This is a genomic window from Nocardia sp. CY41, assembly GCF_009829325.1.
Taxonomy (GTDB): Bacteria; Actinomycetota; Actinomycetes; order Mycobacteriales; family Mycobacteriaceae; genus Nocardia.
Genome location: NZ_VUOS01000001.1, coordinates 100,831 through 125,301, shown reverse-complemented (window position 1 = coordinate 125,301; position 24,471 = coordinate 100,831). Strand labels below are relative to the sequence as shown.

At 69.1% G+C, this 24,471-nt stretch carries 25 protein-coding genes and 1 pseudogene; 15 read left to right on the top strand and 11 right to left on the bottom strand.

From position 1 onward, the window contains the following. The first annotated feature begins 237 nt into the window (after nucleotides 1-237). A complete protein-coding gene (locus GVY64_RS00565; protein WP_159837627.1) occupies nucleotides 238-2,475 on the top strand; it encodes a serine/threonine-protein kinase in 2,238 nt (745 codons plus the stop codon). An 8-nt stretch (nucleotides 2,476-2,483) separates the two neighbouring features. Here the strand turns inward: GVY64_RS00565 and GVY64_RS00560 are convergent, their stop codons facing one another. The 8 genes from GVY64_RS00560 to GVY64_RS00525 all read right to left on the bottom strand — a co-directional run bounded on the left by GVY64_RS00560 (nucleotide 2,484) and on the right by GVY64_RS00525 (nucleotide 10,086). Continuing rightward, the gene (locus tag GVY64_RS00560; RefSeq protein WP_159837625.1) at nucleotides 2,484-2,642 is read right to left on the bottom strand and encodes a hypothetical protein; all 159 of its coding nucleotides are present in this window, start codon (nucleotides 2,640-2,642) and stop codon (nucleotides 2,484-2,486) included. A gap of 91 nt (nucleotides 2,643-2,733) precedes the next feature. Next, nucleotides 2,734-3,618 (bottom strand): universal stress protein, encoded by an 885-nt coding sequence (locus GVY64_RS00555; protein WP_159837623.1) that lies wholly within the window; start codon nucleotides 3,616-3,618, stop codon nucleotides 2,734-2,736. 139 nt (nucleotides 3,619-3,757) lie between these two features. After that, nucleotides 3,758-4,741 (bottom strand): prolyl aminopeptidase, encoded by a 984-nt coding sequence (gene pip, locus GVY64_RS00550; RefSeq protein WP_159837621.1) that lies wholly within the window; start codon nucleotides 4,739-4,741, stop codon nucleotides 3,758-3,760. 66 nt (nucleotides 4,742-4,807) lie between these two features. Continuing rightward, nucleotides 4,808-5,782: a COX15/CtaA family protein gene (locus tag GVY64_RS00545; RefSeq protein WP_159837619.1), complete on the bottom strand. Its 975-nt coding sequence runs from the start codon at nucleotides 5,780-5,782 to the stop codon at nucleotides 4,808-4,810. 122 nt (nucleotides 5,783-5,904) lie between these two features. Beyond that, nucleotides 5,905-6,696 carry an ABC transporter permease gene (locus GVY64_RS00540; RefSeq protein WP_159837617.1) on the bottom strand — a complete coding sequence of 264 codons (792 nt, stop codon included), beginning with the start codon at nucleotides 6,694-6,696 and terminating at the stop codon, nucleotides 5,905-5,907. After that, complete coding sequence (locus GVY64_RS00535) at nucleotides 6,693-7,625, bottom strand: ABC transporter ATP-binding protein (RefSeq protein ID WP_159837615.1); 933 nt, start codon at nucleotides 7,623-7,625, stop codon at nucleotides 6,693-6,695. The genes GVY64_RS00540 and GVY64_RS00535 overlap by 4 nt, the downstream gene beginning before the upstream one ends. Next, nucleotides 7,622-9,331: a polyprenol phosphomannose-dependent alpha 1,6 mannosyltransferase MptB gene (gene mptB, locus GVY64_RS00530; RefSeq protein WP_442939493.1), complete on the bottom strand. Its 1,710-nt coding sequence runs from the start codon at nucleotides 9,329-9,331 to the stop codon at nucleotides 7,622-7,624. Before mptB ends, GVY64_RS00535 begins: the two co-directional genes overlap by 4 nt. A gap of 20 nt (nucleotides 9,332-9,351) precedes the next feature. Further along, a complete protein-coding gene (locus GVY64_RS00525) occupies nucleotides 9,352-10,086 on the bottom strand; it encodes a TetR/AcrR family transcriptional regulator (RefSeq protein WP_159837611.1) in 735 nt (244 codons plus the stop codon). Between the two features lie 68 nt (nucleotides 10,087-10,154). Here GVY64_RS00525 and GVY64_RS00520 point away from each other — a divergent pair, with 68 nt between their 5' ends. The 11 genes from GVY64_RS00520 (at nucleotide 10,155) to GVY64_RS00470 (ending at nucleotide 20,277) form a co-directional block, all read left to right on the top strand. Next, nucleotides 10,155-11,015, top strand: a complete 861-nt coding sequence (locus GVY64_RS00520; RefSeq protein ID WP_159837609.1) for an NmrA family NAD(P)-binding protein — start codon at nucleotides 10,155-10,157, stop codon at nucleotides 11,013-11,015. Nucleotides 11,016-11,177: 162 nt separating this feature from the next. Next, nucleotides 11,178-11,834, top strand: a complete 657-nt coding sequence (locus GVY64_RS00515; RefSeq protein ID WP_159837607.1) for a TetR/AcrR family transcriptional regulator — start codon at nucleotides 11,178-11,180, stop codon at nucleotides 11,832-11,834. Nucleotides 11,835-11,861: 27 nt separating this feature from the next. Continuing rightward, complete coding sequence (locus GVY64_RS00510; protein WP_159837605.1) at nucleotides 11,862-12,881, top strand: zinc-dependent alcohol dehydrogenase; 1,020 nt, start codon at nucleotides 11,862-11,864, stop codon at nucleotides 12,879-12,881. 294 nt (nucleotides 12,882-13,175) lie between these two features. After that, nucleotides 13,176-13,985, top strand: a complete 810-nt coding sequence (locus GVY64_RS00505) for a helix-turn-helix transcriptional regulator (protein WP_159837603.1) — start codon at nucleotides 13,176-13,178, stop codon at nucleotides 13,983-13,985. After that, nucleotides 13,982-15,418, top strand: a complete 1,437-nt coding sequence (gene sufB, locus GVY64_RS00500; protein WP_043727016.1) for a Fe-S cluster assembly protein SufB — start codon at nucleotides 13,982-13,984, stop codon at nucleotides 15,416-15,418. The genes GVY64_RS00505 and sufB overlap by 4 nt, the downstream gene beginning before the upstream one ends. Beyond that, nucleotides 15,418-16,596 (top strand): Fe-S cluster assembly protein SufD, encoded by a 1,179-nt coding sequence (gene sufD, locus GVY64_RS00495; RefSeq protein ID WP_159837601.1) that lies wholly within the window; start codon nucleotides 15,418-15,420, stop codon nucleotides 16,594-16,596. Before sufB ends, sufD begins: the two co-directional genes overlap by 1 nt. 38 nt (nucleotides 16,597-16,634) lie before the next feature. After that, nucleotides 16,635-17,411 carry a Fe-S cluster assembly ATPase SufC gene (gene sufC / locus GVY64_RS00490; protein ID WP_159837599.1) on the top strand — a complete coding sequence of 259 codons (777 nt, stop codon included), beginning with the start codon at nucleotides 16,635-16,637 and terminating at the stop codon, nucleotides 17,409-17,411. Nucleotide 17,412: 1 nt separating this feature from the next. Beyond that, on the top strand, nucleotides 17,413-18,666 hold the full coding sequence (locus GVY64_RS00485; RefSeq protein ID WP_159837597.1) for a cysteine desulfurase: 1,254 nt from the start codon (nucleotides 17,413-17,415) through the stop codon (nucleotides 18,664-18,666). Between the two features lie 3 nt (nucleotides 18,667-18,669). Beyond that, the gene (gene sufU, locus GVY64_RS00480; RefSeq protein ID WP_159837595.1) at nucleotides 18,670-19,137 is read left to right on the top strand and encodes a Fe-S cluster assembly sulfur transfer protein SufU; all 468 of its coding nucleotides are present in this window, start codon (nucleotides 18,670-18,672) and stop codon (nucleotides 19,135-19,137) included. Between the two features lie 28 nt (nucleotides 19,138-19,165). Then, nucleotides 19,166-19,558 (top strand): metal-sulfur cluster assembly factor, encoded by a 393-nt coding sequence (locus GVY64_RS00475; protein ID WP_159837593.1) that lies wholly within the window; start codon nucleotides 19,166-19,168, stop codon nucleotides 19,556-19,558. A 290-nt stretch (nucleotides 19,559-19,848) separates the two neighbouring features. Beyond that, on the top strand, nucleotides 19,849-20,277 hold the full coding sequence (locus GVY64_RS00470; RefSeq protein ID WP_159837591.1) for a DUF4189 domain-containing protein: 429 nt from the start codon (nucleotides 19,849-19,851) through the stop codon (nucleotides 20,275-20,277). 1 nt (nucleotide 20,278) lies between these two features. Here the strand turns inward: GVY64_RS00470 and GVY64_RS00465 are convergent. The 3 genes and pseudogenes from GVY64_RS00465 to GVY64_RS00455 all read right to left on the bottom strand — a co-directional run. Beyond that, nucleotides 20,279-20,431: pseudogene (locus GVY64_RS00465) on the bottom strand (ABC transporter permease); the annotation flags it as partial. A 179-nt stretch (nucleotides 20,432-20,610) separates the two neighbouring features. Next, nucleotides 20,611-21,195 (bottom strand): hemerythrin domain-containing protein, encoded by a 585-nt coding sequence (locus tag GVY64_RS00460; RefSeq protein ID WP_159837589.1) that lies wholly within the window; start codon nucleotides 21,193-21,195, stop codon nucleotides 20,611-20,613. Between the two features lie 118 nt (nucleotides 21,196-21,313). Then, nucleotides 21,314-21,499, bottom strand: coding sequence for a DUF2795 domain-containing protein (locus tag GVY64_RS00455; RefSeq protein ID WP_159837587.1), 186 nt, complete (start codon nucleotides 21,497-21,499; stop codon nucleotides 21,314-21,316). 190 nt (nucleotides 21,500-21,689) lie between these two features. On the opposite strand from GVY64_RS00455, the gene GVY64_RS00450 reads away from it, so the two are divergent. The 3 genes from GVY64_RS00450 to GVY64_RS00440 all read left to right on the top strand — a co-directional run bounded on the left by GVY64_RS00450 (nucleotide 21,690) and on the right by GVY64_RS00440 (nucleotide 24,332). After that, entirely contained in the window at nucleotides 21,690-23,018 is a 1,329-nt protein-coding gene (locus GVY64_RS00450; protein WP_236566513.1) for an NAD(P)/FAD-dependent oxidoreductase, read from the top strand. A 349-nt stretch (nucleotides 23,019-23,367) separates the two neighbouring features. Beyond that, entirely contained in the window at nucleotides 23,368-23,490 is a 123-nt protein-coding gene (locus GVY64_RS38595; RefSeq protein ID WP_268895571.1) for a hypothetical protein, read from the top strand. Nucleotides 23,491-23,519: 29 nt separating this feature from the next. Then, nucleotides 23,520-24,332 (top strand): SDR family NAD(P)-dependent oxidoreductase, encoded by an 813-nt coding sequence (locus tag GVY64_RS00440; RefSeq protein WP_159837585.1) that lies wholly within the window; start codon nucleotides 23,520-23,522, stop codon nucleotides 24,330-24,332. The last annotated feature ends 139 nt before the right edge of the window (nucleotides 24,333-24,471 follow it).

Here is a 24,471-nt window from a genome sequence, read left to right as displayed (position 1 = left end):
GAGCCGGTCGGCTCAGCCCGCCGCCAACACCGTCGACGCTGTGGCGGTATCGGCGAATTGCTCGCAAAGTAACGCGTCCGCTGCGTCTCGCGCAGATGCGCTATCGACCTTCGGTGGGGGCGATACCCTTGAAATGGGTAATTCGACGTCGAGGAGCTGATGGTGGAACACCTGCGAGGCAAGGGCGCGTCGTGCTCAGCCGTCGTATGACCGGCCCGGGCTGATTCCGAGCTACCGATGCGTGAGCCGATCGATCTTGCCGATTCCGCTGAACGAACCCGCGCGGCGCTCGCCACCGCCGTGGCGCGATTCTCGGAGGCTTGGGCGTCCGGGGCCCCGCCCGATCTGGCCGCATTCCTGCCCCGGGAGCAAGCCGAACGGCGCACCACACTGATCGAATTGGTCAAGGTCGACCTGGAATTCCGCTGGCTTCGCTTCGACTTCCCCAAGCGGCTGATCGACTACCGCGCGGAATTCCCCGAGCTACGCAACGGCCCGTTCCCGGCCGATCTCGTCTACGAGGAATTCCACGCCATGCGCCGCCGCGATCGCGGCAGCGACGCCACCGATATGGCAGGCACCGCCACCGCCACGGCGGCCGGTTCCGCGCCCGACCGGGTCACCAGCGACTACCGCAGCACGATGATCGCCCGCCCGAGCGCCCAAGTCGCGCTCGATGCCATCGACGTCGGTGACCGGGTCGATGATTTCGACCTCCTGATGCGGATCGGCGTCGGCGCCTTCGCCCAGGTGTATCTCGCCCGGCAACAGTCGATGCAGCGACTGGTCGCGGTCAAGATCTCGCACAACCACGGCAACGAGCCGCAGACGCTGGCCCAGCTGGACCACGAGTACATCGTGCGCATCTTCGATCAGCGGCTCATCGCCGACGGCGAGCTGAAGCTGCTCTACATGCAGTACCTGCCCGGCGGAACCCTGCTCGACGTGTTGCGCTTGTCGCGCGTGACGCCGCAGGAGCGCCGCGGTGGGCAATTGCTGCTCGACGCCATCGACCAGGTGCTCGCCGACAAAGGCGAGGTGCGGCCGACGGAATCAGCCGTTCGGCTCCGCATCGCGGGACTGACCTGGCCGGAGACCGTGGTCTGGCTGGGGCGCAGGCTCGCGGACGCGCTGCAGCACGCGTCCGATCGAGGGGTGCTGCATCGCGACATCAAACCCGCGAACGTGCTGCTGAGCGCCGAGGGAATTCCGAAACTGGCCGACTTCAACGTCAGCTTCAGTAACCGGGTGCGAGGCACCAGCCCGCTGGCGTATTTCGGCGGATCGCTGGCGTACATGTCGCCCGAGCAGCTCGAAGCCTGCCACCCCGACCTGCCCGGCACCGCCGCGGAACTGGATACGCGCAGCGACATCTTCGCGCTGGCCGTCATGCTGTGGGAGCTGCTCACCGGACGTCGTCCCTTCGCGGACGAGACATCCGCGGGCGATTCCCAGACGTCGCTGGCCCGCATGATCGAACTGCGGCGCAGACCCATCCATCCGGCGTTCCTGTCGGAACTCCCGCCGGACTGCCCCATGGCGCTGCGCCGGGTCCTGCTGAAGTGCCTGTCGCCCGACCGGGCGGACCGCTACTCGTCCGGTTCGGAGCTGGCGCAGCAACTCGATCTGTGCATGGAGCAACGGGCCCGCGATCTCGTATATCCGCCCCCGCGCAGCTGGCGCGCACGTCTCGCGCGCAGGCCGACTCCCATCCTGTGGTTGTCCTCGCTGGTCGGCGTCGGCCTGGCAACCGTCTATATGGCCGTGCATGTCCAGGAACTGATCCGAGAACGCCTGTCCGATCACACGAATTGGCAGCTCAACATGGGGGTCTTCGTCTTCATCCTCATCGCCGGTCCGCTGTCGATCGTCATCTACGCGGCCATGTCACGCGAACTGCTCGCGGTTCCGCGCGGCTTGCGCGCGGGCAGACACTACGACGAGGCACTGCTCGCGCGCGTGCGGTCGCGAACACTGTTCTGGGGCGATATGTGTGCGCTGAACACCTTTCAGACCGGCCTTACCGCGACGGTGACCGGTGTGTTCCTGTGCCTCTGGCTCACCGACCTGCCGGCGCGACTGGTGGTCCACGCGGCGACGACCGTTCTGATGGCGGCCGTCATCTCCGTCGCCTACACGTTCTTCCTGTCGACGTTCTACATCGTCCGCTGCGTCTACCCGCTCTACTTCCGCTACAGCCGCACGACGCCGCACGACTCCGGCGTCATCCGCACGCTGCGCCGGAGAACCACGATCTACCTCGCGGTCACCGCATCCGTGCCGCTGGTCGGGGTGCTCGCCGGATTCAGCCTGCTCGAACCGGAGGAACTTCCGCTGGTGCGCGATTCGGTCCTGGGGTTGTGCGCCGTCGGCGGACTGGCGTTCGTCGCCGTGTACTGGCTGTACCGGACGCTCGACGCGGACCTGCGCGCGCTCCAGCGGGTGGTCCGGAGGCCGGTGGAAACCACGCGCTGACGCGCGACTCAGCCGTTGCGGGGTCGGTCGCGCCGGTGCTCGCCTCCCCAGCGCACCAGCCCGGTCGCGATGGCCATATAGAGGACGACGGCGGCGATCACCAGGACGCCATAATCCGACGTCCACCCCGGAATCCTGGTCAGTGTGGCGAGCGCGGCGACCACCATCGTCAGGCCCAGGACCTCCGCGACCGGACCGAGGGACGCGAGGTCGGTGCTCTGAGGTCCGCGCGGCGATCTGTTCGCAACGTCCGATGTCCTACCGCTCACGGCAGATGACCAGCGGGCTCGACGCGTGGTGCAGCAGACTCTGGCTCGTCGACCCGGTGAGAAGCCCGGTGAGGCGGTTGTGTCCGCGACTGCCGGTCACCACCAGCTGCGCCTTCTCGCCGTGTTCGAGCAGCGCCTGCGCGGGCGTGGCCTTCACGACCACCTTGGTGACCGTGACGTCCGGGTATTTTTCGCTCCATCCGGCCATGCGTTCGGACAGCAGTTCCTCCTCTTGCTGGGCGAGCGTGTCCCACGCGTCGGGCACCGGCGTCCATTGCAACAGGTCGGGGTCGTTCCACGCGTGCAAGGCGGTCACTTCGACGCCCAGCCTGGACGCGAGCTCGAACGCCTCTCCCACCGCGGCGGAACCGCCAGGGCTTCCGTCGACGCCGACGAGCACGGGTCGTTCGTCCGGCTCCGGCCGGTCGAGCCTGCCCCGCCAGACAGTCACCGGACATGTCGCCTTGTTCGCGACCGTGAGCGCGGTGGAACCCAGCAGCAGCGTGGAGAGCCGGTCTTGGGACTTCGCCGCGACGACGACCATGCGCGCGTTCGCGCTGTGCCGGATCAACTCACGCGCGGGCGAGCCGTCCTCCACGACCCGCCGGATCTCGAGGTCCGGCTGCTCGGCGTGTACGGCCTCGAACGCTTCCTGGACTTTTTGCTTCGCCGCCGCTCGGAGTTCGGGCAACAGGTTCACCTCGGCCAAAGCCGAAGAGGTCAGCGGGTAGTCGAGCGCGGGAACCACGCCGAGCAGCGTCAACGGGGCGTGCTGTCGATTCGCGATGGCTCCGGCCCAGCGCGCTGCTCCCACAGCGGTCGGGCTGCCGTCGATCCCGACGATGATCGACTGACGGTCTGCTGATGCGCTCATTTCGGCTCCGATTGCGGCGGCGACAAGGTCGACTCCAACATTCGCAGTCTCCGCCCGTCCGCACCGGGGGCGGTGGCCCTCGATGGTCGGGACCAAAGACCTTCACCGGGCAGGCTTCCACCGCCCGAGCCGGATCGGGCTATCGAGCGAACCGGGCGACCGCCCGCCGGACGGCGGCGCCCATGGCCGAGCTTCCGGTATGCCCGGCATCATCGATGACCTGCAGTTCCGCGTCGGGCCATGCCTGGGCCAGCTGCCAGGCGGTGTACAGCGGGGCGCTCAGGTCGAGTCGGCCGTGGATCAGCATGCCGGGAATCCCCGTCAGTCGATGCGCGTCGCGCAGCAGCTGCCCGTCCTCCAGCCAGGCGGCGTTGGCGAAGTAATGCGTGCAGATCCGCACGAAGGCCAGCAGGGCGGCGTCCGGCTTCGCGCTGTATTGCCCGGGGCTGCCCTGGTTCTCGTGCGCGATCACGGCGTCCTCCCACGCGCACCACCGCCGCGCCGCCGCCTCGCGGGTCGCCGCGTCGGGGCTTTCCATCAGTCTCCGGTAGGCGTCGACCAGATCGCCGTGGCGGTCGGCCGGCGGGACGCCGGTGCGGAAGGTCTCCCACTGCTCGGGCAGCAGGCGGGCGACGTCGCGGTAGAGCCAGTCGATCTCCTCCGGCCGGGTCATGGTCACCCCGGCCAGCACGATCTCGCTGACCCGCAACGGGTAGCGCTGCGCGTAGGCGAGGATCAGCGTCGAGCCCCAGGAACCGCCGAAGAGCAACCATCGGTCGATCCCGAGGTGGTCGCGCAGGCGTTCCATGTCCGCGATGAGGTGCTGGGTGGTGTTGTGCGCGAGGTCGACCGCCGGATCGGAGGCGTGCGGGAGGCTCTCGCCGCACCCGCGCTGATCGAACAGGACGATCAGGTAGGCCGCCGGATCGAAGGTCCTGCGCGATCCGCGGCTTCCGCCGCTGCCGGGCCCGCCGTGCACGACCAGCGCCGGTTTGCCGTATGGATTACCGCTGGTCTCCCAATAGATCCGCTGACCGTCGCCGACGTCGAGCAACCCGTGGGCGTACGGCTCGATATCGGGAAAAGGCTGCGGCGCTTCGGATTGCGAGTCGGGCGTGGACACGATCGACCAGGCTACCGTCGAGCGCGGCGCACCGCGCGGCTGGTCGGCGAGCGGGGCGCGCGTAGTTCAGGCGGCCTGCGCGGCGGCGTCCGGCTTCGGAGCGGCGACCCGCTCCCGGGTGCGCAACGAAGCCCACAGCGCGGCGGTGGCGGCGGTGCACGCCGCGGCCCCGCCCACGTGCACCACGACCAGCGCCGCGGGGACATCGGTGAAGTACTGCACGACGCCGACCAGCGCCTGCGCGCAGACCAGTCCGAGCAGCGCGAACAGGCGGATGCGCACGGCGGGCGTGATGCCGACCGCGAACAGGCCGAATGCCAAGCCGATCAACAGCGCGAGATAGCCGACCAGCAGCTGCGAGTGCAGATGCACCAGGGTGACGATCTCGACCTGCAAGCGCTCGACCGGACGCTCGATGCTCTTGTCGCCCGCGTGCGGACCGGCGGCGGTCACCAAGGTGCCCGCGACCAGGACCGCGGCCAGTGCGATCCCGACCAGCACGGTGAGCCAGCGCAGCGGCGCGGGAGCCTGCACGGTGTCGATGCCGTCGTCGGGTTCGCCGATCTTCGCGTACAGCACCACCGCGAGCCACACCATCACCATCGACGCGAGCAGGTGCGTCGAGACGGTCCACCACAGCAGCCCGGTGCGCACCGTGATGCCGCCGATGATCGCCTGCACGACGGTGCCGCCGGGCATCAGCCACGCGTAGACCAGCACTTCGCGGCGGCGGCGCGCCTTGGTCACCGCCAGCACGATCGCCGCCGCGCACAGCGTGACCACGAAGGTGAGCAGCCGGTTGGAGAACTCCACCGCCTGATGGAGGGCGGGCACTTCCGACACCGCGACAGGGGTGAAGCTGCCGGGGAAGCACTGCGGCCAGGTGGGGCAGCCGAGCCCGGACGCCGTGACGCGCACGACCGCGCCGGTCACCGAGATCCCGGCCTGGGACAGGATGACCGCGAGCGCGATCAGGCGCTGCGCTCGCAGTGAGGGCAGCGGCAGCTTGTCGACGAGTCGCAAGAACGCGCGATACAGCACGTCGAAAATGGTAGCCGGGCCGGATCCGGCGACTTCACCCGGTCTACTACATTTCGTCGTTGAGTCTGCCTGCCGTGCTGGAGTGCCGCTCGCGCAGAACCGCGCCGTGCAGCGTCCGGAATTCAGTGGAAGCGGAACAGGCGGGTGGCGGCAACCCCCGACACCGCGCCCCACACCGCGAGTACGGCGATCCCGAACCAGTCGACGCTGGTGTGCATCGCGCTCTCCAGCGCTTCGGCCAGCGCCCCCGACGGCACCAGGCGGGCGAGCACGCTCACCACCGTGGGCAGGTCGTCGGCGGCGAACACGATGCTGGCGACGCCGAGCATGACGAACCACAGGATGTTCGCAAGCGCGAGCACCACCTCGGCCTTGAGCGTGCCGCCCAGCAGCAGGCCCATCGCCGCGAACGTGGCGGTGCCGAGCGCGATCACCGCCGCGCCCAGCAGCAGCCCGACGGGCTGCGGCCGCCAGCCCAGCGCGAAGCCGATCAGGCCGAGCAGGACGGCTTGCAGCACCACCACGATGAGCACGGCCGCGCTCTTGCCCGCGATGACGCCCCACCGCGGCAGCGCCGTCGCGCCCAGCCGCTTGAGCGCACCGTAGCGCCGGTCGAAGCCGACCGCGATGGCTTGACCGGTGAACGCGGTGGACATGACGGCCACCATCATCACCGCGGGCACGATCTTGTCCACCCGATGCGTGCCCAGATCACCGAACGGCAGCAGGCTCAGGCCGACCAGCAGGGTGATCGGGATGAACATGGTCAGCAGCAGTTGTTCGCCGTTGCGCAGCAAGAGGATCAGCTCGAGCCGGGTCTGCGCGAGCAGCATCGCGGCACGGGTGCTCGGGCGCGGGCCGGGGGTGAAGGTGCCCGGCGCGAAACGGTTGGCGGTCCGGTCGTGCTCGCTCATCCGCGCAGGTCCCGTCCGGTCAGTTCGAGGAAGACGTCTTCGAGGCGGCGCTGGTCGATCCGGATGTCGGTGGCCAGCACGTTCATTCGCGCGCACCACGCCGTGACGGTCGCGAGCACTTGCGGATTGATCTCGCCCTCCACCAGATACGTGCCCGGTGTGGTCTCCCGGGGCGCGAACCCCTCGGGCAGGGCGTTGGCCAGCAATTCCAGGTTCAGTTTGGGCGGCGCGCAGAACCGCAGCTGCCCCGCCGCCCCGTGCGCGGTGACCTCGGCCGGGGTCCCGGAGGCGACGATGCGGCCGTGATCGATGATCACCAGCTGGTCGGCGAGTTGCTCGGCCTCGTCCATCATGTGCGTGGTCAGCACGACGGTCACCCCGTCGCGGCGCAGGGCATCGATCAGCTCCCAGACGATCAACCTGGCCTGGGCGTCCAGTCCAGCGGTCGGTTCGTCGAGGAACACGATCTCCGGCCTGCCCACCAGCGCGCAGGCCAGCGCCAGGCGCTGCTGCTGGCCGCCGGAGAGGCGGCGATAGGGCGTGCGGCGGTTGTCCTGGAGACCGAGTGTGCGCAGCAACCAGTCGGGGTCGAGCGGATCCGCGGAATAGGCGGCCACCAGGTCGAGCATCTCGCCCGCGCGCGCACCGGGATACGCGCCGCCGCCCTGGAGCATGACGCCGATGCGGGGACGCAGCCGTTCGGAATCGGCGACCGGGTCCAGGCCGAGCACACGCACCGAGCCCGCGTCCGGCGTGGTGAATCCCTCGCACATCTCGACCGTCGTGGTCTTGCCCGCGCCGTTGGGGCCCAGCAGCGCGAGCACCTGCGCCTGCTGTACCTCGAAGGTCAGGCCGTCCACCGCCGTGGTCTCGCCGTAACGCTTGACGACGCCGGCGACGCTGACGGCGGGTCCGGAGGGTGCGCTCACGATGTCACACCGTAGGAGGTGGGCGCCTGTGACGGAGCCGACACCCCCGTCTGCCCGCGCCAGGGCAGCGAATTGCGTGTGATCACGATGAACAGCACCCCGACGATCACGGTGGCGATCGCGGCGCCCACGATTTGGAACACTTCGAGATCGGCGCCGCGCGGCATCAGGATCACGCTGACGATCCCGGAGAACGCCACCGCGGGCACCCGGAACACCGGCCGGGTCGCCCAGGCCGCCATCGGCACGATCGCCCACAGCAGATACCAGGGCTGCACCACCGGAAACAGCAGCACGATCGCGCCGAGCGCCACGCCCAGCGCGCCGACCGGATGCAGGCGGCCGGTGCCGGTGGCCACCAGCATCCGCACCGTGAAGAAGCCCGCGACCACCGCCGCGATCGGGCGGGTGATGCTCAGCAGCGCGGTGGTGTGATCGCCCAGCCCCAGCAGCACACCGCCGAATCCGGTGATGATGCCGAGCGCGGTCGGCAGCGACATCCAGCTGCGCACCGCGTTCGCCGTGTTCAGCGTGTAGATCCAGCCGAAGCCGAGGCCGCTCACCGAACTGATGAACAACGTGGTGCCGATGGCGATCGCGCCCAGCATGGCGGCCGCGACGGCGACCGTGCGCAGTGAAGCGCCCCAACGCCGCGCCAGCGCCATCCCGACGAACCCGAGCACGATGATCGAGGTGAACTTGATCGACGACGACAGCGTGATGATGATCGCCCCGCCGATCAGCCACGCGTAGGCGCGGCCGTCGAACGGATGGGTGTCCTCGATGGCGCGCAGGCAGAACTCCAGTCCGGCCAGCATCAAGCCGAGCATGAGCGCGTCGTTGTGCACGCCGCCCACCAGATGGAACAGCACCAGCGGGTTCGCCGCGCCGAGCCACAGCGCGCTCACCGCCGCGACGCCGCAGCGCGCCGACAGCCGGGGCAGCGCCCAGACGATCAGCGCGACGCCACCGAGCGCGAGGACCCGGTGCACCCAGACGCCCGCGATGATGTTGTCCCCGGTCAGTTCGGCGATGCCCCGGCCGATCCAGAGGAACAGCGGACCGTAGGGCGCGGGGGTGTCGCGCCAGATGGTCGGGACGTTGTTGGTGAGCACGTTGTCGATCCCCAGGCCCGCGACCGGCCCTTCCTCGTAGGGATCGATGCCGCGCGCGGCGATCTCGCTCTGCGCCAGATACGAGTAGACGTCATTGCTGAAAAGCGGGGGAGCGACGCTGAGCGGGATGAGCCACAGCAGCAGTGTGCGATCCATCTGCGAGCGGGTCAGCCGGTGGACGGGGGAGCCGCCGATGCCGCCGACCGCGAACCGGCCCAGCAGCAGCCAGGCCAGCACGACCACGACGGTGCCGGTCATGCACATGGCCAGCGAGCCGGTGTGGGCGCGGGCGAAGATGCCGAGCACGCGGACGCCGGACGTGGGGTTCTGGTGCACCGGCTGCGCGCCGATCCCTAATGCGCTGATCGCCATCAGCACCGTGCCGGTCGCGCCCATCAGGCGGATCCGGTCGAGCTGCGCCAGCTCCTTGCGATCGAGACCGGGCACCTCGGACTCGTCGCGGTGCAGCACCGCGATGGTGTGATCGGCCGCGGGCACGTCGAGTCCGAGTGCCCGGCGCCCGAAAGCCAGTGTCCTGCGCCGCGCGCCCTCCAGTACCGCCACGCAACGCAGCCTAGTGCGTGCGCGCATCCCGGTCTGTCGCGTCGATGTCAGCCGGGACGAGGCGGGTCGGCGGTGTCGATGGAGTCCTCGTCGGGGCGTCGCAGCCATTCCGACAGCAAGGCGCGTTCGGCGTCGGTGAGCATCGGCAGTTCGGGTGCGGCGGCGCGTAGTGCTGCCCTGGTCGTGTCGCGCGCGGAAAGAGCGGGACCGTCCGTCAGGACCGCGTGGGCCACCGCCTCGTACATCGCCTCGGCAAGCCCGAGGTCACGCTGTTGTGGCGGGACGGACAACAGCGCCAGCGCGGCGCCGGTCCCGGCGGCGTGGATGAGTTCGACGGCGCGGCGTTCGCCGACCCGGAGCCGACCGGCGGCGGCGACGCGGCGCACCCGCTCGCGCAGCACCCGCAGCCCGGCGGCCGCTGCCGGTGAGGCGGTCCCGCGCCGCGGGTCGGCGAGCATCGCGAAGACCGCCGGGTTGGTCAGGGCGAAGTCGATGTGCATGTCCCAACCGGCGTGCAGATCGACCACCGGGTCGTCCTCCTGCTCGACGAGCGCCTTGCCGGCCACGTAGGTCGCGAAAACGTGTTCGGCGACGGCATCGAGCAAGGCGTCCTTGTCCTCGAAGAACCGGTAGATGGTCGGCGCCTGCATGCCGGCCGCGCGGGCGACCGCGCGGGTGGTGACCGCGTCCGGGCCCTGCTCCTGCAACAGCCGCGCCGCCACCTCCACGATCCGCTCCCGCGTCTCGTGCCTGCTCGCGCTGCTCGACCTCGACTCCGCCATGCGGCGATTCTAACCGCTGCTAATATCGCCGTTGTTATCAGTGATAATAACGTTGATAAGGAGAAGTGATGATCATCGTTACCGGCGCGACCGGGCTCCTCGGCTCCCGGATCGTCGAGCGACTGCTGGAGCGGGTACCGGCCGATCGAGTGGGCGTCAGCGTTCGCGACATCGGCCGGGCCGGTGAACTGGCCGCCCGCGGCGTGCGGGTGCGGCGCGGCGACTTCACCGACCCGCGATCCCTGGCCGAGGCCTTCGAAGGCGCGACCCAAGTGCTGATCGTCTCGGCCGACCTCACGGGGGAGGCGGCCGTCGCGGCGCACGTCGCGGCGATCGACGCCGCGCGCGCTGCGGGAACCGGGCGCATCCTGTACACCAGCCACCAGGCCGCCGCCGCCGATTCGGTGTTCGCGCCCATGCCGGACCACGCCGCGACCGAGCGGTATCTGGCAACGACCGGCACACCGTTCACCGCGCTGCGCAACGGGTTCTACGCCGCCACCGTCCCGCTCCTGCTCGGCCCTGCGCTGGACACCGGTGAACTCCGCGCCCCGGCCGATGGCCCCGTCTCCTGGACCACCCATGCCGACCTCGCCGAAGCGGCGGCGATCATCCTCGCCGACGAGGGCCGGTTCGACGGGCCGACTCCGCCCCTGGCCGCACCGGACGCCCTCGACCTCGGCGACATCGCCGCCCTCCTCACCGAACGGACCGGGCGAACGATCCGCCGCGTCGTCGTCGAGGACGCCGAATGGGCTGCCTCCCTGATGGCTCACGGCGTCCCCGACGAGCGGGCCGCCCTGCTGCTGGGCATGTTCCGGGCTGCGCGCCGCGGGGAATTCGCCACTACGGCAGGCGAACTCGAAAATCTGCTCCAGCGCCCCGCTGAACCGGTTCGTTCGGTCCTGAAGGGAGTCGCGAACCAGTGACCACGATCTCCTCGTCCAGCCGCCGGCCTCGGTCACGGCGGCTCGGCGAGAAGTGATCCGAGCACTTCGCCCACCGGCCGGGCTCGCGCGGGCATCCCGCGTCGAGAACGGACCCCGCTCGTTCCGCCCGGACCCGCGCCGCGCACACGGCACAATCGACGCATGGTTTCGGAGTCCAGGCGGCGGATAGAGGTGGCCGCCTCCGGGCTGCTGGCGCGGCACGGGTATCACGGGTTCGGCCTGAAGGCGTTGAGCGAGGCGGCCGAACTGCCGTACGGCTCGATCTACCACCACTTTCCGGGTGGCAAGGAGGAGATCGCGGTCGCGGCGATCACCGGGACCGGGGTGCTCACCGGCCGGATGATCCGGCAGGCGCCGACCGACGTGTTCGCCACTTTGGCCACGCTGTTCGAATTCATGGTGGACAAGCTGGCGGACTCCGAATGGACCGACGGGTGCCCGATCGGGACTCCCGCACTGGACGGCGGCAGTGACGTGGAAGCGGTGCGCTCGGCGTGTGTGTGCGCCTTCGACAGCATGGAGCAGGCGTTCGCCGGGCTGCTCGCCGAACTCGGGCTGCGCGGGGAAGAGGCGGCGGAGCTGGCCGCCACGGTGGTCGCCGCCTACGAGGGCGCGACGATCCTGGCCCGCATCCGGCAGTCGGACGCCCCGCTGCGCACGGTGGCGAAGTCGATGGAGCGGCTCATCCGGTCGACGTTCGCGTCGGCGGGGATCGGAACCACCGCGTCTTCCGGCGACGGAGCGGCGGCCGAAGCCGACGCACGCGAGCAGGCGTCTCCGGCGGAAACTCTTGACTAGAAAGAACGTTCTAGCGACACTTGGACGATGAAGCGTCTGATGCTGACCGGGCCCGGTGCGATGCGCTGGGAAGAACATCCCGAACCCGCGCTGAGTGGGCCCGGTCAGGCGCTGGTGCGACCGGTCGCGTTGGCCACCTGCGACCTCGACCCGGCCGTCCTGCGCGGCGCGTTCCCACTGCCCGGGCCGTATCCGTTCGGGCACGAGGGAGTCGCCGAAGTGGTCGAGGCCGGGCCGGAGGTCCGCGGCGTCGCGGTGGGCGACCTGGTGGTGGTGCCGTTCCAGATCTCCTGCGGCGTGTGCCCGTCCTGTGCGCGTGGGCGGACCGGGAACTGCGCGAGCCATCCGCGCCTGTCCAGTTTCGGTCTCGGCCCCATGGGCGGGTTGGATTGGGGCGGGCTGTGGGCCGACCTGGCGCTGGTGCCACACGCCGACGCCATGCTGGTGCGGTTGCCCTCCGGCGTCGACCCGGCCGCGGTAGCCAGTGCCAGCGACAACATTCCGGACGCCTATCGCTCGGTGGCGCCGCAGTTGGCCGCCGATCCCGGCGCCGAAGTGCTGGTGATCGGCGGTCCTGCCGCACCGTCCATCGGTTTGTACGCCGCCGGGCTCGCGGTCGCGCTCGGCTCCGCCCGCGTCGTCTATCTCGACGACTCCGTCGAGCGGCTGAACATCGCGAAATCTTTCGGCGCGGAGGCGATCGAAGGTCCGCGCGATGCGCGGGTCGGGCGTTTCCGGATCGTGGTGGAGGCGGCGGGTGAGCCGAAGGCGCTGCGCGCGGCCATCGATGCCACGGCATACGACGGCTGGTGCACGAGCGTCAGCGTCCAGTTGCAGGACGTGGCCCTGCCGATCCTGGACATGTACACCCGGTGCTGCACCTTCCACACCGGTCGCGCGCACGTGCGCCCCGTCATCCCCGAGGTGCTCGAACTCGTCGCGGCAGGTCGCTTCGATCCGTCGCTGGTCACCACCGCGACGGCGGTGTGGGACGAGGCGGTGGACGCGCTGCTGGAGACGCCGATGAAACTGGTCGCGGTGCGCTGAGCGCCTGTGACGAACAGCACTGCGGGTCGTCGCCGTCCTGCGACGACCGCGCCGCGGATGTGGTGGCGGGAGCCGGAGCTTTCCCGAATGCCCGGCGATCGATTCCGATCGACGTTTTCTCTGCGCAGGTCAGCCGGGGGAGATGGGCGCGGAGTGGGCGTTTCCACGGGTGGACACTTGTCCGGGCCTGCGCGCGCGCCTGTCCGCTGTGCCGGAATACCCGCAGGTCGGTCGGGCCGCTGACTCAGGGCACCCTTATTAGATTTCGGGAACGAATTCCGCCACACTGATGTTGTGAAAACCGTGGGTTTGCGGAGGAACGACGAAGGGGCCGGCCGCCGGGCCGGTGCCGGGTCGGCTGCTGCCCCCGCGACGGTCGGCGGCGAAGGACACACCCGAGCGGCCATCGTCCAGCTGCTGCTGGAGGAAGGACCGATCACCGCCACCGCGATCGGGAACAGGCTCGGCCTGGCACCGGCGGGTGTGCGCAGGCATTTGGACGCCCTGATCGACTCCGGTCAGGCACGAGCCGGCCGATCGGCGCCCTGGCAGCAGAAAGGCCGGGGCCGCCCGGCCAAGCAGTACCAGCTCACCGCCGCCGGGCGAGGCCAGCTCGGTCACGCCTACGACGATCTGGCGGGGGCCGCGATCCGGCAGCTCGGGGAGATCGGCGGCGAACAGGCCATCACCGAGTTCGCCCGCAAACGAGCACGCACTATCGTGGCCGGGATCGAACCGGTCGGCGAGCACACCACGGAACAGACCGAGGCCAAAGCCGAGGAGATCGCCGAGGCGTTCACCGACGCGGGGTTCGCCGCCACCACCCGCAAGGTGGGCGCGGGTGTGCAGATCTGCCAGCACCACTGCCCCGTGGCGCACGTCGCCGAGGAGTTCCCGCAGCTGTGCGCGGCGGAACTCGAGGCGTTCCGGGAGCTGCTCGGCACCCACGTGCAGCGGCTGGCCACGATCGCCAACGGCGACTGCGCGTGCACCACGCACGTGCCGCTGCTCGTGCTGCCCCCCGACCGCACCAGAACGTCAGCACCAACCGCTGCACAGCCCGCAGCGGTACGAACGAACGACTCCGGAAGGAGTGCCGAATGACGACGACCACCGACCAGGTGCAACCGCTCACCCAGGAAGAGGCCATCGCCTCACTGGGCAAATACGGTTACGGCTGGGCCGATTCGGATGTGGCCGGCGCCAGCGCGCAACGAGGTCTGTCCGAGGCGGTTGTCCGCGACATCTCGGCGAAGAAGAACGAGCCGGAATGGATGCTCGAACAGCGGCTGAAGGCCCTGCGCATCTTCGATCGCAAGCCGATGCCGCTGTGGGGCTCCAACCTCGATGGCATCGACTTCGACAACATCAAGTACTTCGTCCGCTCCACCGAGAAGCAGGCCGCTTCCTGGGACGAGCTGCCCGAGGACATCAAGAACACCTACGACAAGCTGGGCATCCCCGAGGCGGAGAAGCAGCGGCTGGTCGCCGGTGTGGCCGCGCAGTACGAGTCCGAGGTGGTGTACCACCAGATCCGCGAGGACCTGGAGGCCCAGGGCGTGATCTTCCTGGACACCGACACCGGGCTCAAAGAGCACCCGGAGATCTTCCAGCAGTACTTCGGCTCGGTCATCCCCGCGGGCGACAACAAGTTCTCCGCGCTGAACACCGCCGTGTGGTCGGGCGGCTCGTTCATCTACGTGCCGCCGGGCGTGCACGTGGATATCCCGCTGCAGGCCTACTTCCGGATCAACACCGAGAACATGGGCCAGTTCGAGCGGACCCTGATCATCGTCGACGAGGGCGCGTACGTGCACTACGTCGAGGGCTGCACCGCGCCGATCTACAAGTCCGACTCGCTGCACTCCGCGGTGGTGGAGATCATCGTGAAGAAGGGCGGCCGCTGCCGCTACACCACCATCCAGAACTGGTCGAACAACGTCTACAACCTGGTCACCAAGCGGGCCAAGGCCGAGGCGGGCGCGACCATGGAGTGGATCGACGGCAACATCGGCTCCAAGGTCACCATGAAGTACCCCGCGGTCTGGATGACCGGCGAGTACGCCAAGGGCGAGGTGCTCTCGGTGGCGTTCGCCGGCGAGGGCCAGCACCAGGACACCGGCGCCAAGATGCTGCACCTCGCGCCGCACACCTCCTCGACCATCGTGTCGAAGTCGGTGGCGCGCGGCGGCGGCCGGGCCTCCTACCGCGGCCTGGTCCAGGTGAACAAGGGCGCGCACGGCTCGAAGTCGACGGTGAAGTGCGACGCGCTGCTGGTGGACACGATCAGCCGCTCGGACACCTATCCCTACGTGGACATCCGCGAGGACGACGTGACCATGGGGCACGAGGCGACCGTCTCGAAGGTCTCCGAGGATCAGCTGTTCTACCTGATGAGCCGCGGCCTCACCGAGGACGAGGCGATGGCGATGGTGGTGCGCGGCTTCGTCGAGCCGATCGCCAAGGAACTGCCGATGGAGTACGCCCTCGAACTGAACCGCCTGATCGAACTGCAGATGGAAGGAGCCGTCGGCTGATGGCCGTGGACAACGTCGCCGAAGCCGCCGAGGCTCGTACCCCCGCGATCAACAAGGGCGAGGTCTTCACCTCGTTCGACGTCAACGCCTTCGAGGTGCCGTCCGCCAAGGACGAGGCGTGGCGGTTCACCCCGTTGCGCCGCCTGCGCGGCCTGCAGGACGGCACCGCGGTCCGCGACGGCCGCGCGACCGTCGAGGTCGCCGTGTCCGAGGGCGTGACGCTTGAGACGGTCGACCGCTCCGACGCGCGGCTCGGCGCGGGCGGCGTGCCGTCCGATCGTGTCGCCGCGCAGGCCTACTCGGGCTTCGAGCAGGCCACCGTCGTGTCGGTGGGCAAGGAGGTCGAGGTCGCCGAGCCGGTGACCGTCACGATCACCGGCCCCGGCGAAGGCAAGACCGCCTACGGCCACTTGCAGATCCGGCTGGACCGCTTCGCCAAGGCGACCGTGGTCATCGACCAGCGCGGCAGCGGAATCTACGCCGAGAACGTCGAATTCGTGCTCGGCGATTCGGCCTCGCTGACCGTCGTCGCCGTCCAGGACTGGGCCGACGACGCCGTACACGCCACCGCCCATCACGCGAAGCTCGGTCGCGATGCCACCCTGCGGCACACCTCGGTCACCCTCGGCGGCGACCTGGTGCGCCTGACCGGCAACGTCCGCTACGACGGCCCCGGCGGCGACGCCGAACTGCTCGGCCTCTACTTCGCCGACGCGGGTCAGCATTTCGAGCAGCGCCTGCTGGTCGACCACGCGGTGCCGAACTGCAAGTCGAACGTGCTGTACAAGGGTGCGCTGCAAGGCGACCCGAACTCGTCGAAGGGCGACGCTCGCACCGTGTGGGTCGGCGACGTGCTCATCCGCGCCGCCGCCGAGGGCACCGACACCTTCGAGGTGAACCGCAACCTGGTGCTCACCGACGGCGCGCGGGCGGACTCGGTGCCGAACCTGGAGATCGAGACCGGCGAGATCGTCGGAGCCGGACACGCTTCCGCGACCGGCAGGTTCGACGACGAGCAGCTGTTCTACCTGCGTGCCCGCGGCATCCCGGAGGATGCCGCCCGCCGCCTGGTGGTGCGCGGTTTCTTCCACGAGATCATCCAGAAGATCGCGGTGCCCGAGGTCCGGGAGCGGCTGGAGGCGGCCATCGAGGCCGAACTCGCCGCCATCGGCGCCTGATCAACGACCCCCATACCTGGCAAAGGAATCCGAATTCGATGACCACCCTGGAAATCAAGGACCTGCACGTCGAGGTCGCCAACCCCGACGAGTCCGGCGAGCCCATCAAGATCCTCAAGGGCGTGAACCTCACGGTGAAATCCGGTGAGACGCACGCCATCATGGGCCCGAACGGCTCCGGCAAATCGACGCTGTCCTACGCGATCGCCGGTCACCCGAAGTACACGGTGACCTCCGGCACGATCACCCTGGACGGCGAGGACGTGCTGGCGATGTCGGTGGACGAGCGTGCGCGTGCGGGCCTGTTCCTCGCCATGCAGTACCCGGTCGAGGTTCCCGGCGTCTCGATGTCGAACTTCCTGCGCACCGCCGCCACCGCCGTGCGCGGCGAGGCCCCCAAGCTGCGGCACTGGGTCAAGGAGGTGAAGGAGTCGATGAGCGAGCTGGAGATCGACGCCGCCTTCGCCGAGCGCAGCGTGAACGAGGGCTTCTCCGGCGGCGAGAAGAAGCGCCACGAGATCCTCCAGCTGGGCCTGCTCAAGCCGAAGATCGCCATCCTGGACGAGACCGACTCCGGCTTGGACGTCGACGCGCTGCGCATCGTCTCCGAGGGGGTCAACCGCTACAAGGAGCGCGAGAACGGCGGTGTCCTGCTGATCACGCACTACACCCGCATCCTGCGCTACATCCAGCCGCAGTTCGTGCACGTCTTCGTCGGTGGCCGCATCGTCGCCGAGGGCGGCCCCGAGCTCGCCGAGGAACTCGACGCCAACGGCTACGTCCGCTTCACTCAGACCGCTACCGCTGGAGCCTGATATGACCGCTACGGTCCGCACCCTCGACGTCGCCCGCATCCGGGCCGACTTCCCGATCCTGAACCGCACGGTCCGGGACGGGAAACCGTTGGTGTACCTGGACTCCGGCGCGACCGCGCAGCGGCCGATCGAGGTGCTCGAAGCCGAACGCGACTTCCTGATCACCAGCAACTCGGCGGTGCATCGCGGCGCGCACCAGCTGGCCGAGGAGGCGACCGACGCCTACGAGGGCGCGCGGGCCGACATCGCGCGGTTCGTCGGCGTCGACGCGGGCGAGATCGTGTTCACCAAGAACGCCACCGAGTCGTTGAATCTGGTGACCTACGCGTTCGCCGACGACCGGTTCCCCCACCACGTGGGCCCGGGCGACGAGATCGTCGTCACCGAGCTGGAGCATCACGCGAATCTGGTGCCCTGGCAGGAGCTGGCCCGCCGCACCGGCGCCACGCTGAAGTGGTACGGCGTGACCGACGACGGCCGGATCGACCTGGACTCGCTGGAATTGTCGCCCGCCACCAAGGTGATCGCTTTCACCCACCAGTCCAACGTCACCGGCGCCGTGTCTCCGGTCGAGGAACTGGTCCGCCGGGCGAAGGCGGTGGGCGCGCTGGTCGTGCTCGACGCCTGCCAGTCGGTGCCGCACATGCCGGTCGACTTCCGTTCCCTCGGTGTGGATTTCGCCGCGTTCTCCGGTCACAAGATGCTCGGTCCCTCCGGCGTCGGCGTGCTCTTCGGCCGCCGCGCGCTGCTGGAGGACATGCCGCCGTTCATCACCGGTGGTTCCATGATCGAGACGGTCTTCATGGACCACAGCACCTACGCGCCGCCGCCGCAGCGCTTCGAGGCCGGTGTGCCGATGACCTCGCAGGTGGTCGGATTGGGCGCGGCCGTGCGGTATCTCGAAGAGATCGGCATGGACGCCGTCGCGGCGCACGAGCACACGTTGGTGGGCGCGGCGCTGGAAGGACTGGCCGGGATCGACGGCGTGCGGGTGATCGGGCCCACCGAGAACCTCGATCGCGGCGGTGCGGTCGCGTTCGTCGTCGACGGCATCCACGCCCATGACGTCGGGCAGATCCTGGACGACGAGGGCGTCGCCATCCGGGTGGGCCACCACTGCGCGTGGCCGCTGCACCGGCGTTTCGGCGTCGCCGCCACCGCGCGCGCCTCCTTCGCGGTCTACAACACCCTGGCCGAGGTGGACGCGCTGGTCGCCGCCGTGCGGAAGGCACAGAGCTTCTTCGGAGTTGCATAAGACATGCGCATGGAGCAGATGTACCAGGAAGTGATCCTGGACCACTACAAGCACCCGCATCACCGGGGGCTGCGCGAGCCGTTCGGGGCCGAGGTACACCACGTGAACCCGACCTGCGGCGACGAGGTGACCTTGCGCGTGCAGTTGAACGACAACGGTGACATCGCCGATGTCTCCTACGACGGCCAGGGCTGCTCGATCAGCCAGGCCGCCACCTCGATCCTCACCGACCAGGTCATCGGGCTGCCGGTGCAACAGGCGCTGAAGGTGGTCGACTCCTACAGTGAGATGATCTCCAGCCGCGGCACCGTCGAGGGCGACGAGGACGTGATCGGCGACGGCGTCGCCTTGGCGGGTGTCTCGAAATACCCCGCGCGGGTGAAGTGCGCGCTGCTCGGGTGGATGGCGTTCAAGGACGCCGTCCTCAGGATCGGCCCCGCGCAGCCCGCCGGCGCCGCGGAAGAGAACTGACACCGTCCGATGGGAAACGGGGAAGCGCATGAGTGACACACCGGCCACCGACACGACCGAACCGGCCGCGCCGGCCGCCGAACCGGCCGAGCTGTCCGCGGAGGACATCAAGCTGCTCGAGGACATCGAAGAGGCGATGCGCGACGTCGTCGACCCGGAACTGGGCATCAATGTGGTCGATCTCGGCCTGGTCTACGGGTTGCGCGTCGAGGAGGAGAACATCGCGGTCCTCGACATGACGCTGACCTCGGCGGCCTGCCCGTTGACCGACGTCATCGAGGACCAGTCCCGCAACGCGCTGGTGCGCAGCGGGCTGGTGGAAGACCTGAAGATCAACTGGGTCTGGATGCCGCCGTGGGGGCCGGACAAGATCACCGAGGACGGCCGCGAGCAGCTGCGCGCCCTCGGGTTCACGGTGTAATAGCCGGAGTCGGAAACAGCCGCCGGACAGCGCCCGAACAAGGTGCTCCGGCGGCTGAGTCATATCCGCCGCGTGCAGTGGTGGTGGGTGCCGGTCACCAGCGGCCCTTCCGGTCACTACCCATCCGCACGGCCGCATCGCCCGGTACTCGGCGCGAAGGGCTCTCGTCAGGCGAGCGCCTACCGCGCCGGTATCACGGACCCGCCCACGGTGGGAAGCCCGCTTTGGACAAAGCGTACGAGTCCGGCGATGATCTGACCCCACAGACGAGAGACGGGGAGGATCCGCACATGTCGGTGCCGCACAAGGCTGCCCTCGGGCTCGCGGCGGTGTCGGCCGCCACCTGCGCCGTGGTCGGCGCTCCTGCGGGTGAAGCGCGTGCGGCGACCTATTATGGCGCGCTGGCGTTTTCCTCCAGCACGGGTGCCGTCACTTCGGCGGTGGACTATGCGAGCGCCGCCGCCGCGGACACCGCGGCTCGCGCTCAATGCGGTGTTGCCGACTGCCGGACGGTGGTGCAGTTCTGGAACGCCTGCGGGTCCGTGGTGCGCGGCGCCGACGGCAGGCACGGATGGGCGTGGGGCGCCACCCGAGCCGAAGCCGAACGCCGGGCCATCGAGGTCCTCGGTCCCAGCGCTCCGCCGTTCCCCGACCTCGGCAGCGCGATTCCCCGTGCTGCGAGCGTGCGATTGACCGCCTGCACCTCGACCGCTGGATAGCTCAGCGGCGCAATACTTTCCGGTCCGGCCAGTTGCCGGAGAACTGGATGCACTGCACGCCCGCGATGATGATCAGCGTCGCGACGAGCGTGACCCGCCAGGCGAAGCGCTGGTAGCCGTAGACCAAGGCGAAGTCGCCGAGACCACCGCCGCCGGCCCCTGCTCGCCCATCCGGAGGTCGAGGCCGCGGTGCGCGCGGAAGCCGGTTCCCAGGGGATCTTCAAGACCGATCTGCGAGCGACGCTCGCCGAACTGGAGTCCCGGTTCCGGAAATAAGCGTGCCGAGTCGCCGCGACCGCCGGTCGCGGGCACGTCGGCGCTTTTGCGCCGGGGTCAGGACGGGGGCGCGGTCGGCGGGTAGTGGGAGCGCCTGCCGCTGATCAGGTCGCGGGCCTTGTCCACGAGCGCGGATACCATGCCCACGGTCTTCAGATATCCGGGGCTCGACGGGGCGCTCGGATGCGGCCGGGTCGGCGCCATGGCCTTGGCCGCGGCCATTTTGCGCCCCAGTTCGTTGGACGTCTCCGGTGGTATCGCGTCCGAGAACGCGGGCCATACCTCGGACTGCTCGAACTCGATGTGGGCGCGCGCGGCGGGAATGAACTCGGTCAGCGCCCGCTCGAATTCCGAGCTGCCCGCCTGCGAGTTCTTCAACTGCTGAAGCAATTTCTTGGCCCTGTCCTCCTGGCCGATCGCCCGATCGGCGAGTTCGTCGCCGTCCGGGACCGTCCGACGGACTTCGGGCCAGAAGAACTGCTCCTCGATCGCCTCGTGCTGCGATTCCGCGATCACCAGGGTGGTCACCAGATCGCCGCGAGCGCGAACCTCTGCGTCGCCGCTGCCCCGGCCACGTTCGAGGGACTCGAGAATCCCGAGTACGCCTTCGTGGTCGGTGCGCAGAAATGTCAATGCGTCCACAGCGTTCCTCCTTCCGAGTGCCCGGCTGTGCGGGTCCGCAGCGGGCTCAGGGGTCGTGCGAGCGACCACGGGTCCGGCACGGCCTGAGTCAGTGGTCCGGGCCCGTGGTCGCGGCGGTTCACGAGACGGCTTGGCTGACCGCGTTCGGGCCGTCGTAGGTCCGGTCGGGAATTCCCTCGAGCGCGTCGATGATGTCTCTGTCCGCTCCGTTGTCCCGGGCTGCCGAGACAATGCCCTCGCGGTCGCACGGATAGTCGACGCCGGAGAGGTACTTCTGTACCTGGATCGGATTGACCTGGCCCATGCTGTGCTCCTTTCGCGCAATCGCCGATTCGAGCAACTGACACCGACGCACTACCACCCCCTCGGACCGCCAAACCATCGGTGGCTCTCGTGTCCCGGCGGAGTCCGCCGGGACACGAGAGGCCGGTGGCGCGGTTTCGGGCGGATCTGGGCGGGAATCGCGTCGGGGAGCTGACGCCGAGGAGGTCTCCGTGCCGGAACGGAATACTGTGAGCCCGCAGCGGGTCGTGATCGTCGGAAGCGGGTTCTCCGGGTTCACCTGCGCCCAGAAGCTCTGCCGCATCGTGGCGAAGGCGAACCGGGACGTCGAAATCGTGCTGGTCACCCCGAACGACTACATGCTCTACACCCCGCTGCTGCCGGATGTGGCGGGCGGACTGATCGACCCCCGGTTCGTCGCCATCTCACTGGCCGATTCGCTGCCGCAGGTCCGGCTCGTGGTCGCGCACGTCCGGTCGGTGGACCTGCAGAACAAGACGATCACGGTGGCCGGTGAGCAGTACCCGCCGCGGCAGTTGTCGTGGGATCGGTTGGTGCTCACACCCGGATCGGTCACCCGGCTGTTCGACATACCGGGATTGGCGGAGCACGCGCGCGGGCTCAAGACCGTCGCCGAGGCGCTGTACCTGCGCGAGCAGTTGCTGCGCCAACTCGAACTCGCCGACGACGAAGAGGACGACGACGTCCGGCGGGCTCGCCGCACAGTGGTCGTCGTGGGGGCGTCGTACGCGGGTACCGAGCTGATCGCGCAGTTGCGCGCCCTCGCCGACGCCTACGCCGCGCGTCGCGGATTCGACCCCGCCGAAGTGCGTTTCCTGCTGCTCGACATGGCGCCCAGGGTGATGCCCGAAGTCGGCGAGCGGCTCAGCGACAAGGTGCTGAAGGTGCTGCGCAAACGGGGGATCGAGATCCGGTTGGAGACCTCGCTGAAGAAACTCGACGAGAACTCGGTGGTGCTCACCGACGGCACGGTGGTCCCGACGCACACCGTCGCCTGGGTGACCGGTGTGACCGGCGCGCCGGTGCTCGGCACGCTCGGCCTGCCGTTGGAGAAGGGTCGCTTGGTCGTCGACGCGAAACTGACCGTGCCCGGTCACCCCGACGTCTTCGCGGGCGGGGACGCGGCGGCCGTGCCCGACCTCACCAAGCCGGGGCGGATCACGCCGCCCACCGCACAGCACGCCTCGCGGCAGGGCAAGACGCTGGCCAGGAACGTCGCCGCCAGCCTCGGCATCGGCACCGCCGCCGACTACAAGCATCGCGACCTCGGTCTGGTCGTCGACCTCGGGCCGGGCTTCGCCGTCGCCAACCCGATGGGCATTCGCCTCTCCGGTCTGCCCGCCAAGGCGGTGACGCGCGCCTATCACACTTTCGCCGTGCCGAGAGCCGTCAACCGCTGGGCGATCACGGTCTCCTACCTGACCATCGCGGTGACCCCCCGGCCGCTGGCGTTGCTCGGACTCGTCAGCCACGAGGAAGCCAGCTTCGGCAGCAGCGAAGGCATCACCCGGCCCTCCTGACCATCACGACGCCTTCACGCCGGCTTCCACGCCCGCGTCCGCGTTGCCGGAGGGACACCCCTGTGGCGGTGGGGCCCGTGATGCCGATCTGGTGTGAACCGGGGGCCTTGAGCTCGCGCCTGAAGCCGCCGAAGGGCAGCATCCGCGGCGCTGATGGACAAGCGCGCGTCAGTCGCCGCCGCAGTTTCGATCGAAGTTCGCCGTGGCTTGGTCCAGCCTGTGTCGACCGCGCGAGCATTGCGCAACAAGAGGTTGCGGATTGTCAGGACCTTCGGTTAGGATGATACGCAACCAATGGTTGCGTATCGGTCCTGAGGTTGCAGAGCTACGCCACTTCCGTGGTGCCGCGATGACCGTTGCGGTCGCCGACGAGATCTGGTCGGCGAAGGGGGACCCGATCAGGCGCCGTCTGCTCGACCTGCTCGTGGAACGGGTCGGCACGCTGACCAGCTCGAGCCATCGGCTTGCGTAACCATCGGAAATCGATCACCCGGAGGACACATGAGTGGATTGCTGCTCGAGGACAAGAACGCTGTGATCTATGGCGGCGGGGGCGCTATCGGCGGCGCGATCGCACGGGTATTCGCCCGAGAAGGCGCGAGGGTGTTCCTCGCCGGGCGAACGCAGGCGAAGCTCGACGCCGTGGCGCATGACATCGCCGCCACGGGCGGGACAGTCGAGACCGCGCGCGTCGACGTTCTCGATCAACAGGCGGTCGAAAAGCATGCCAACGCGATCGCGGTGGCGGTCGGGAGCATCGACATCGCCCTCAACGCCGTGAGCGTCATGCACGACCAGGGGACGGTGCTGGCGGACCTCTCTCTGGCGGAGTTCATGCGGCCGATCGACGGCTTTCTGCGGACGCTGTTCATCACGAGCAAGGCTGTGGCACCGCACATGGGTCGCGAGCGTCCTGGCGTCATTCTGACCTTGTCCGAGCCAGGCGCCAAACTGGCTGCGGGCGGCATCCTGGGGCACGCCGTGAGCGCGGCAGGCAAGGAAGCCTTTGCGCGGGGGCTGGCCGCGGAACTGGCACCCCGCAACATCCGGGTCATCGACATCCGTCCACACGCTGTCGTCGACGCCCCGGCGGCGGGGTCCTACACCAAGGATCTCTTCATCCAGATCGCGGCAGCGGCGGGGGAATCGGTCCAGGAGTTGCTCGAAGGCGGGGCGATGGCGCAGGGGACGCTCCTGAAAAGGCTGCCCACGCTCTCCGAAGTCGCGGAGACGGCCGCGTTCCTTGCTTCGGATCGCGCTGGAGTCATGACCGGAACCGTTGTCAATCTGTCGGGCGGTGCACTTGTCGACTGAGGCCACTGTGTCCTGCGGGAAGGCGGGTCGCTAGGTGAGGCGTTCCCCGGTCGGCATCCGGTAGTGATGGGCGAAGCCGGGCGCCACCCGTCGGAAATGCCTGCGCGAGGCCTGGGACAGCGGAGATGATGCGGAGGTG

Excerpts from the sequence above, each read along its gene's own strand:
- GVY64_RS00565 (WP_159837627.1), top strand. The coding sequence starts at position 238 with ATGCGTGAGCCGATCGATCTTGCCGATTCCGCTGAACGAACCCGCGCG.
- GVY64_RS00560 (WP_159837625.1), bottom strand. The coding sequence starts at position 2,642 with ATGGTGGTCGCCGCGCTCGCCACACTGACCAGGATTCCGGGGTGGACG.
- GVY64_RS00555 (WP_159837623.1), bottom strand. The coding sequence starts at position 3,618 with ATGAGCGCATCAGCAGACCGTCAGTCGATCATCGTCGGGATCGACGGC.
- GVY64_RS00540 (WP_159837617.1), bottom strand. The coding sequence starts at position 6,696 with ATGAGCGAGCACGACCGGACCGCCAACCGTTTCGCGCCGGGCACCTTC.
- mptB (WP_442939493.1), bottom strand. The coding sequence starts at position 9,331 with ATGCGCGCACGCACTAGGCTGCGTTGCGTGGCGGTACTGGAGGGCGCG.
- GVY64_RS00525 (WP_159837611.1), bottom strand. The coding sequence starts at position 10,086 with ATGGCGGAGTCGAGGTCGAGCAGCGCGAGCAGGCACGAGACGCGGGAG.
- GVY64_RS00520 (WP_159837609.1), top strand. The coding sequence starts at position 10,155 with ATGATCATCGTTACCGGCGCGACCGGGCTCCTCGGCTCCCGGATCGTC.
- GVY64_RS00515 (WP_159837607.1), top strand. The coding sequence starts at position 11,178 with ATGGTTTCGGAGTCCAGGCGGCGGATAGAGGTGGCCGCCTCCGGGCTG.
- GVY64_RS00510 (WP_159837605.1), top strand. The coding sequence starts at position 11,862 with ATGAAGCGTCTGATGCTGACCGGGCCCGGTGCGATGCGCTGGGAAGAA.
- sufB (WP_043727016.1), top strand. The coding sequence starts at position 13,982 with ATGACGACGACCACCGACCAGGTGCAACCGCTCACCCAGGAAGAGGCC.
- sufD (WP_159837601.1), top strand. The coding sequence starts at position 15,418 with ATGGCCGTGGACAACGTCGCCGAAGCCGCCGAGGCTCGTACCCCCGCG.
- sufC (WP_159837599.1), top strand. The coding sequence starts at position 16,635 with ATGACCACCCTGGAAATCAAGGACCTGCACGTCGAGGTCGCCAACCCC.
- GVY64_RS00485 (WP_159837597.1), top strand. The coding sequence starts at position 17,413 with ATGACCGCTACGGTCCGCACCCTCGACGTCGCCCGCATCCGGGCCGAC.
- sufU (WP_159837595.1), top strand. The coding sequence starts at position 18,670 with ATGCGCATGGAGCAGATGTACCAGGAAGTGATCCTGGACCACTACAAG.
- GVY64_RS00475 (WP_159837593.1), top strand. The coding sequence starts at position 19,166 with ATGAGTGACACACCGGCCACCGACACGACCGAACCGGCCGCGCCGGCC.
- GVY64_RS00470 (WP_159837591.1), top strand. The coding sequence starts at position 19,849 with ATGTCGGTGCCGCACAAGGCTGCCCTCGGGCTCGCGGCGGTGTCGGCC.
- GVY64_RS00455 (WP_159837587.1), bottom strand. The coding sequence starts at position 21,499 with ATGGGCCAGGTCAATCCGATCCAGGTACAGAAGTACCTCTCCGGCGTC.
- GVY64_RS38595 (WP_268895571.1), top strand. The coding sequence starts at position 23,368 with ATGACCGTTGCGGTCGCCGACGAGATCTGGTCGGCGAAGGGGGACCCG.
- GVY64_RS00440 (WP_159837585.1), top strand. The coding sequence starts at position 23,520 with ATGAGTGGATTGCTGCTCGAGGACAAGAACGCTGTGATCTATGGCGGC.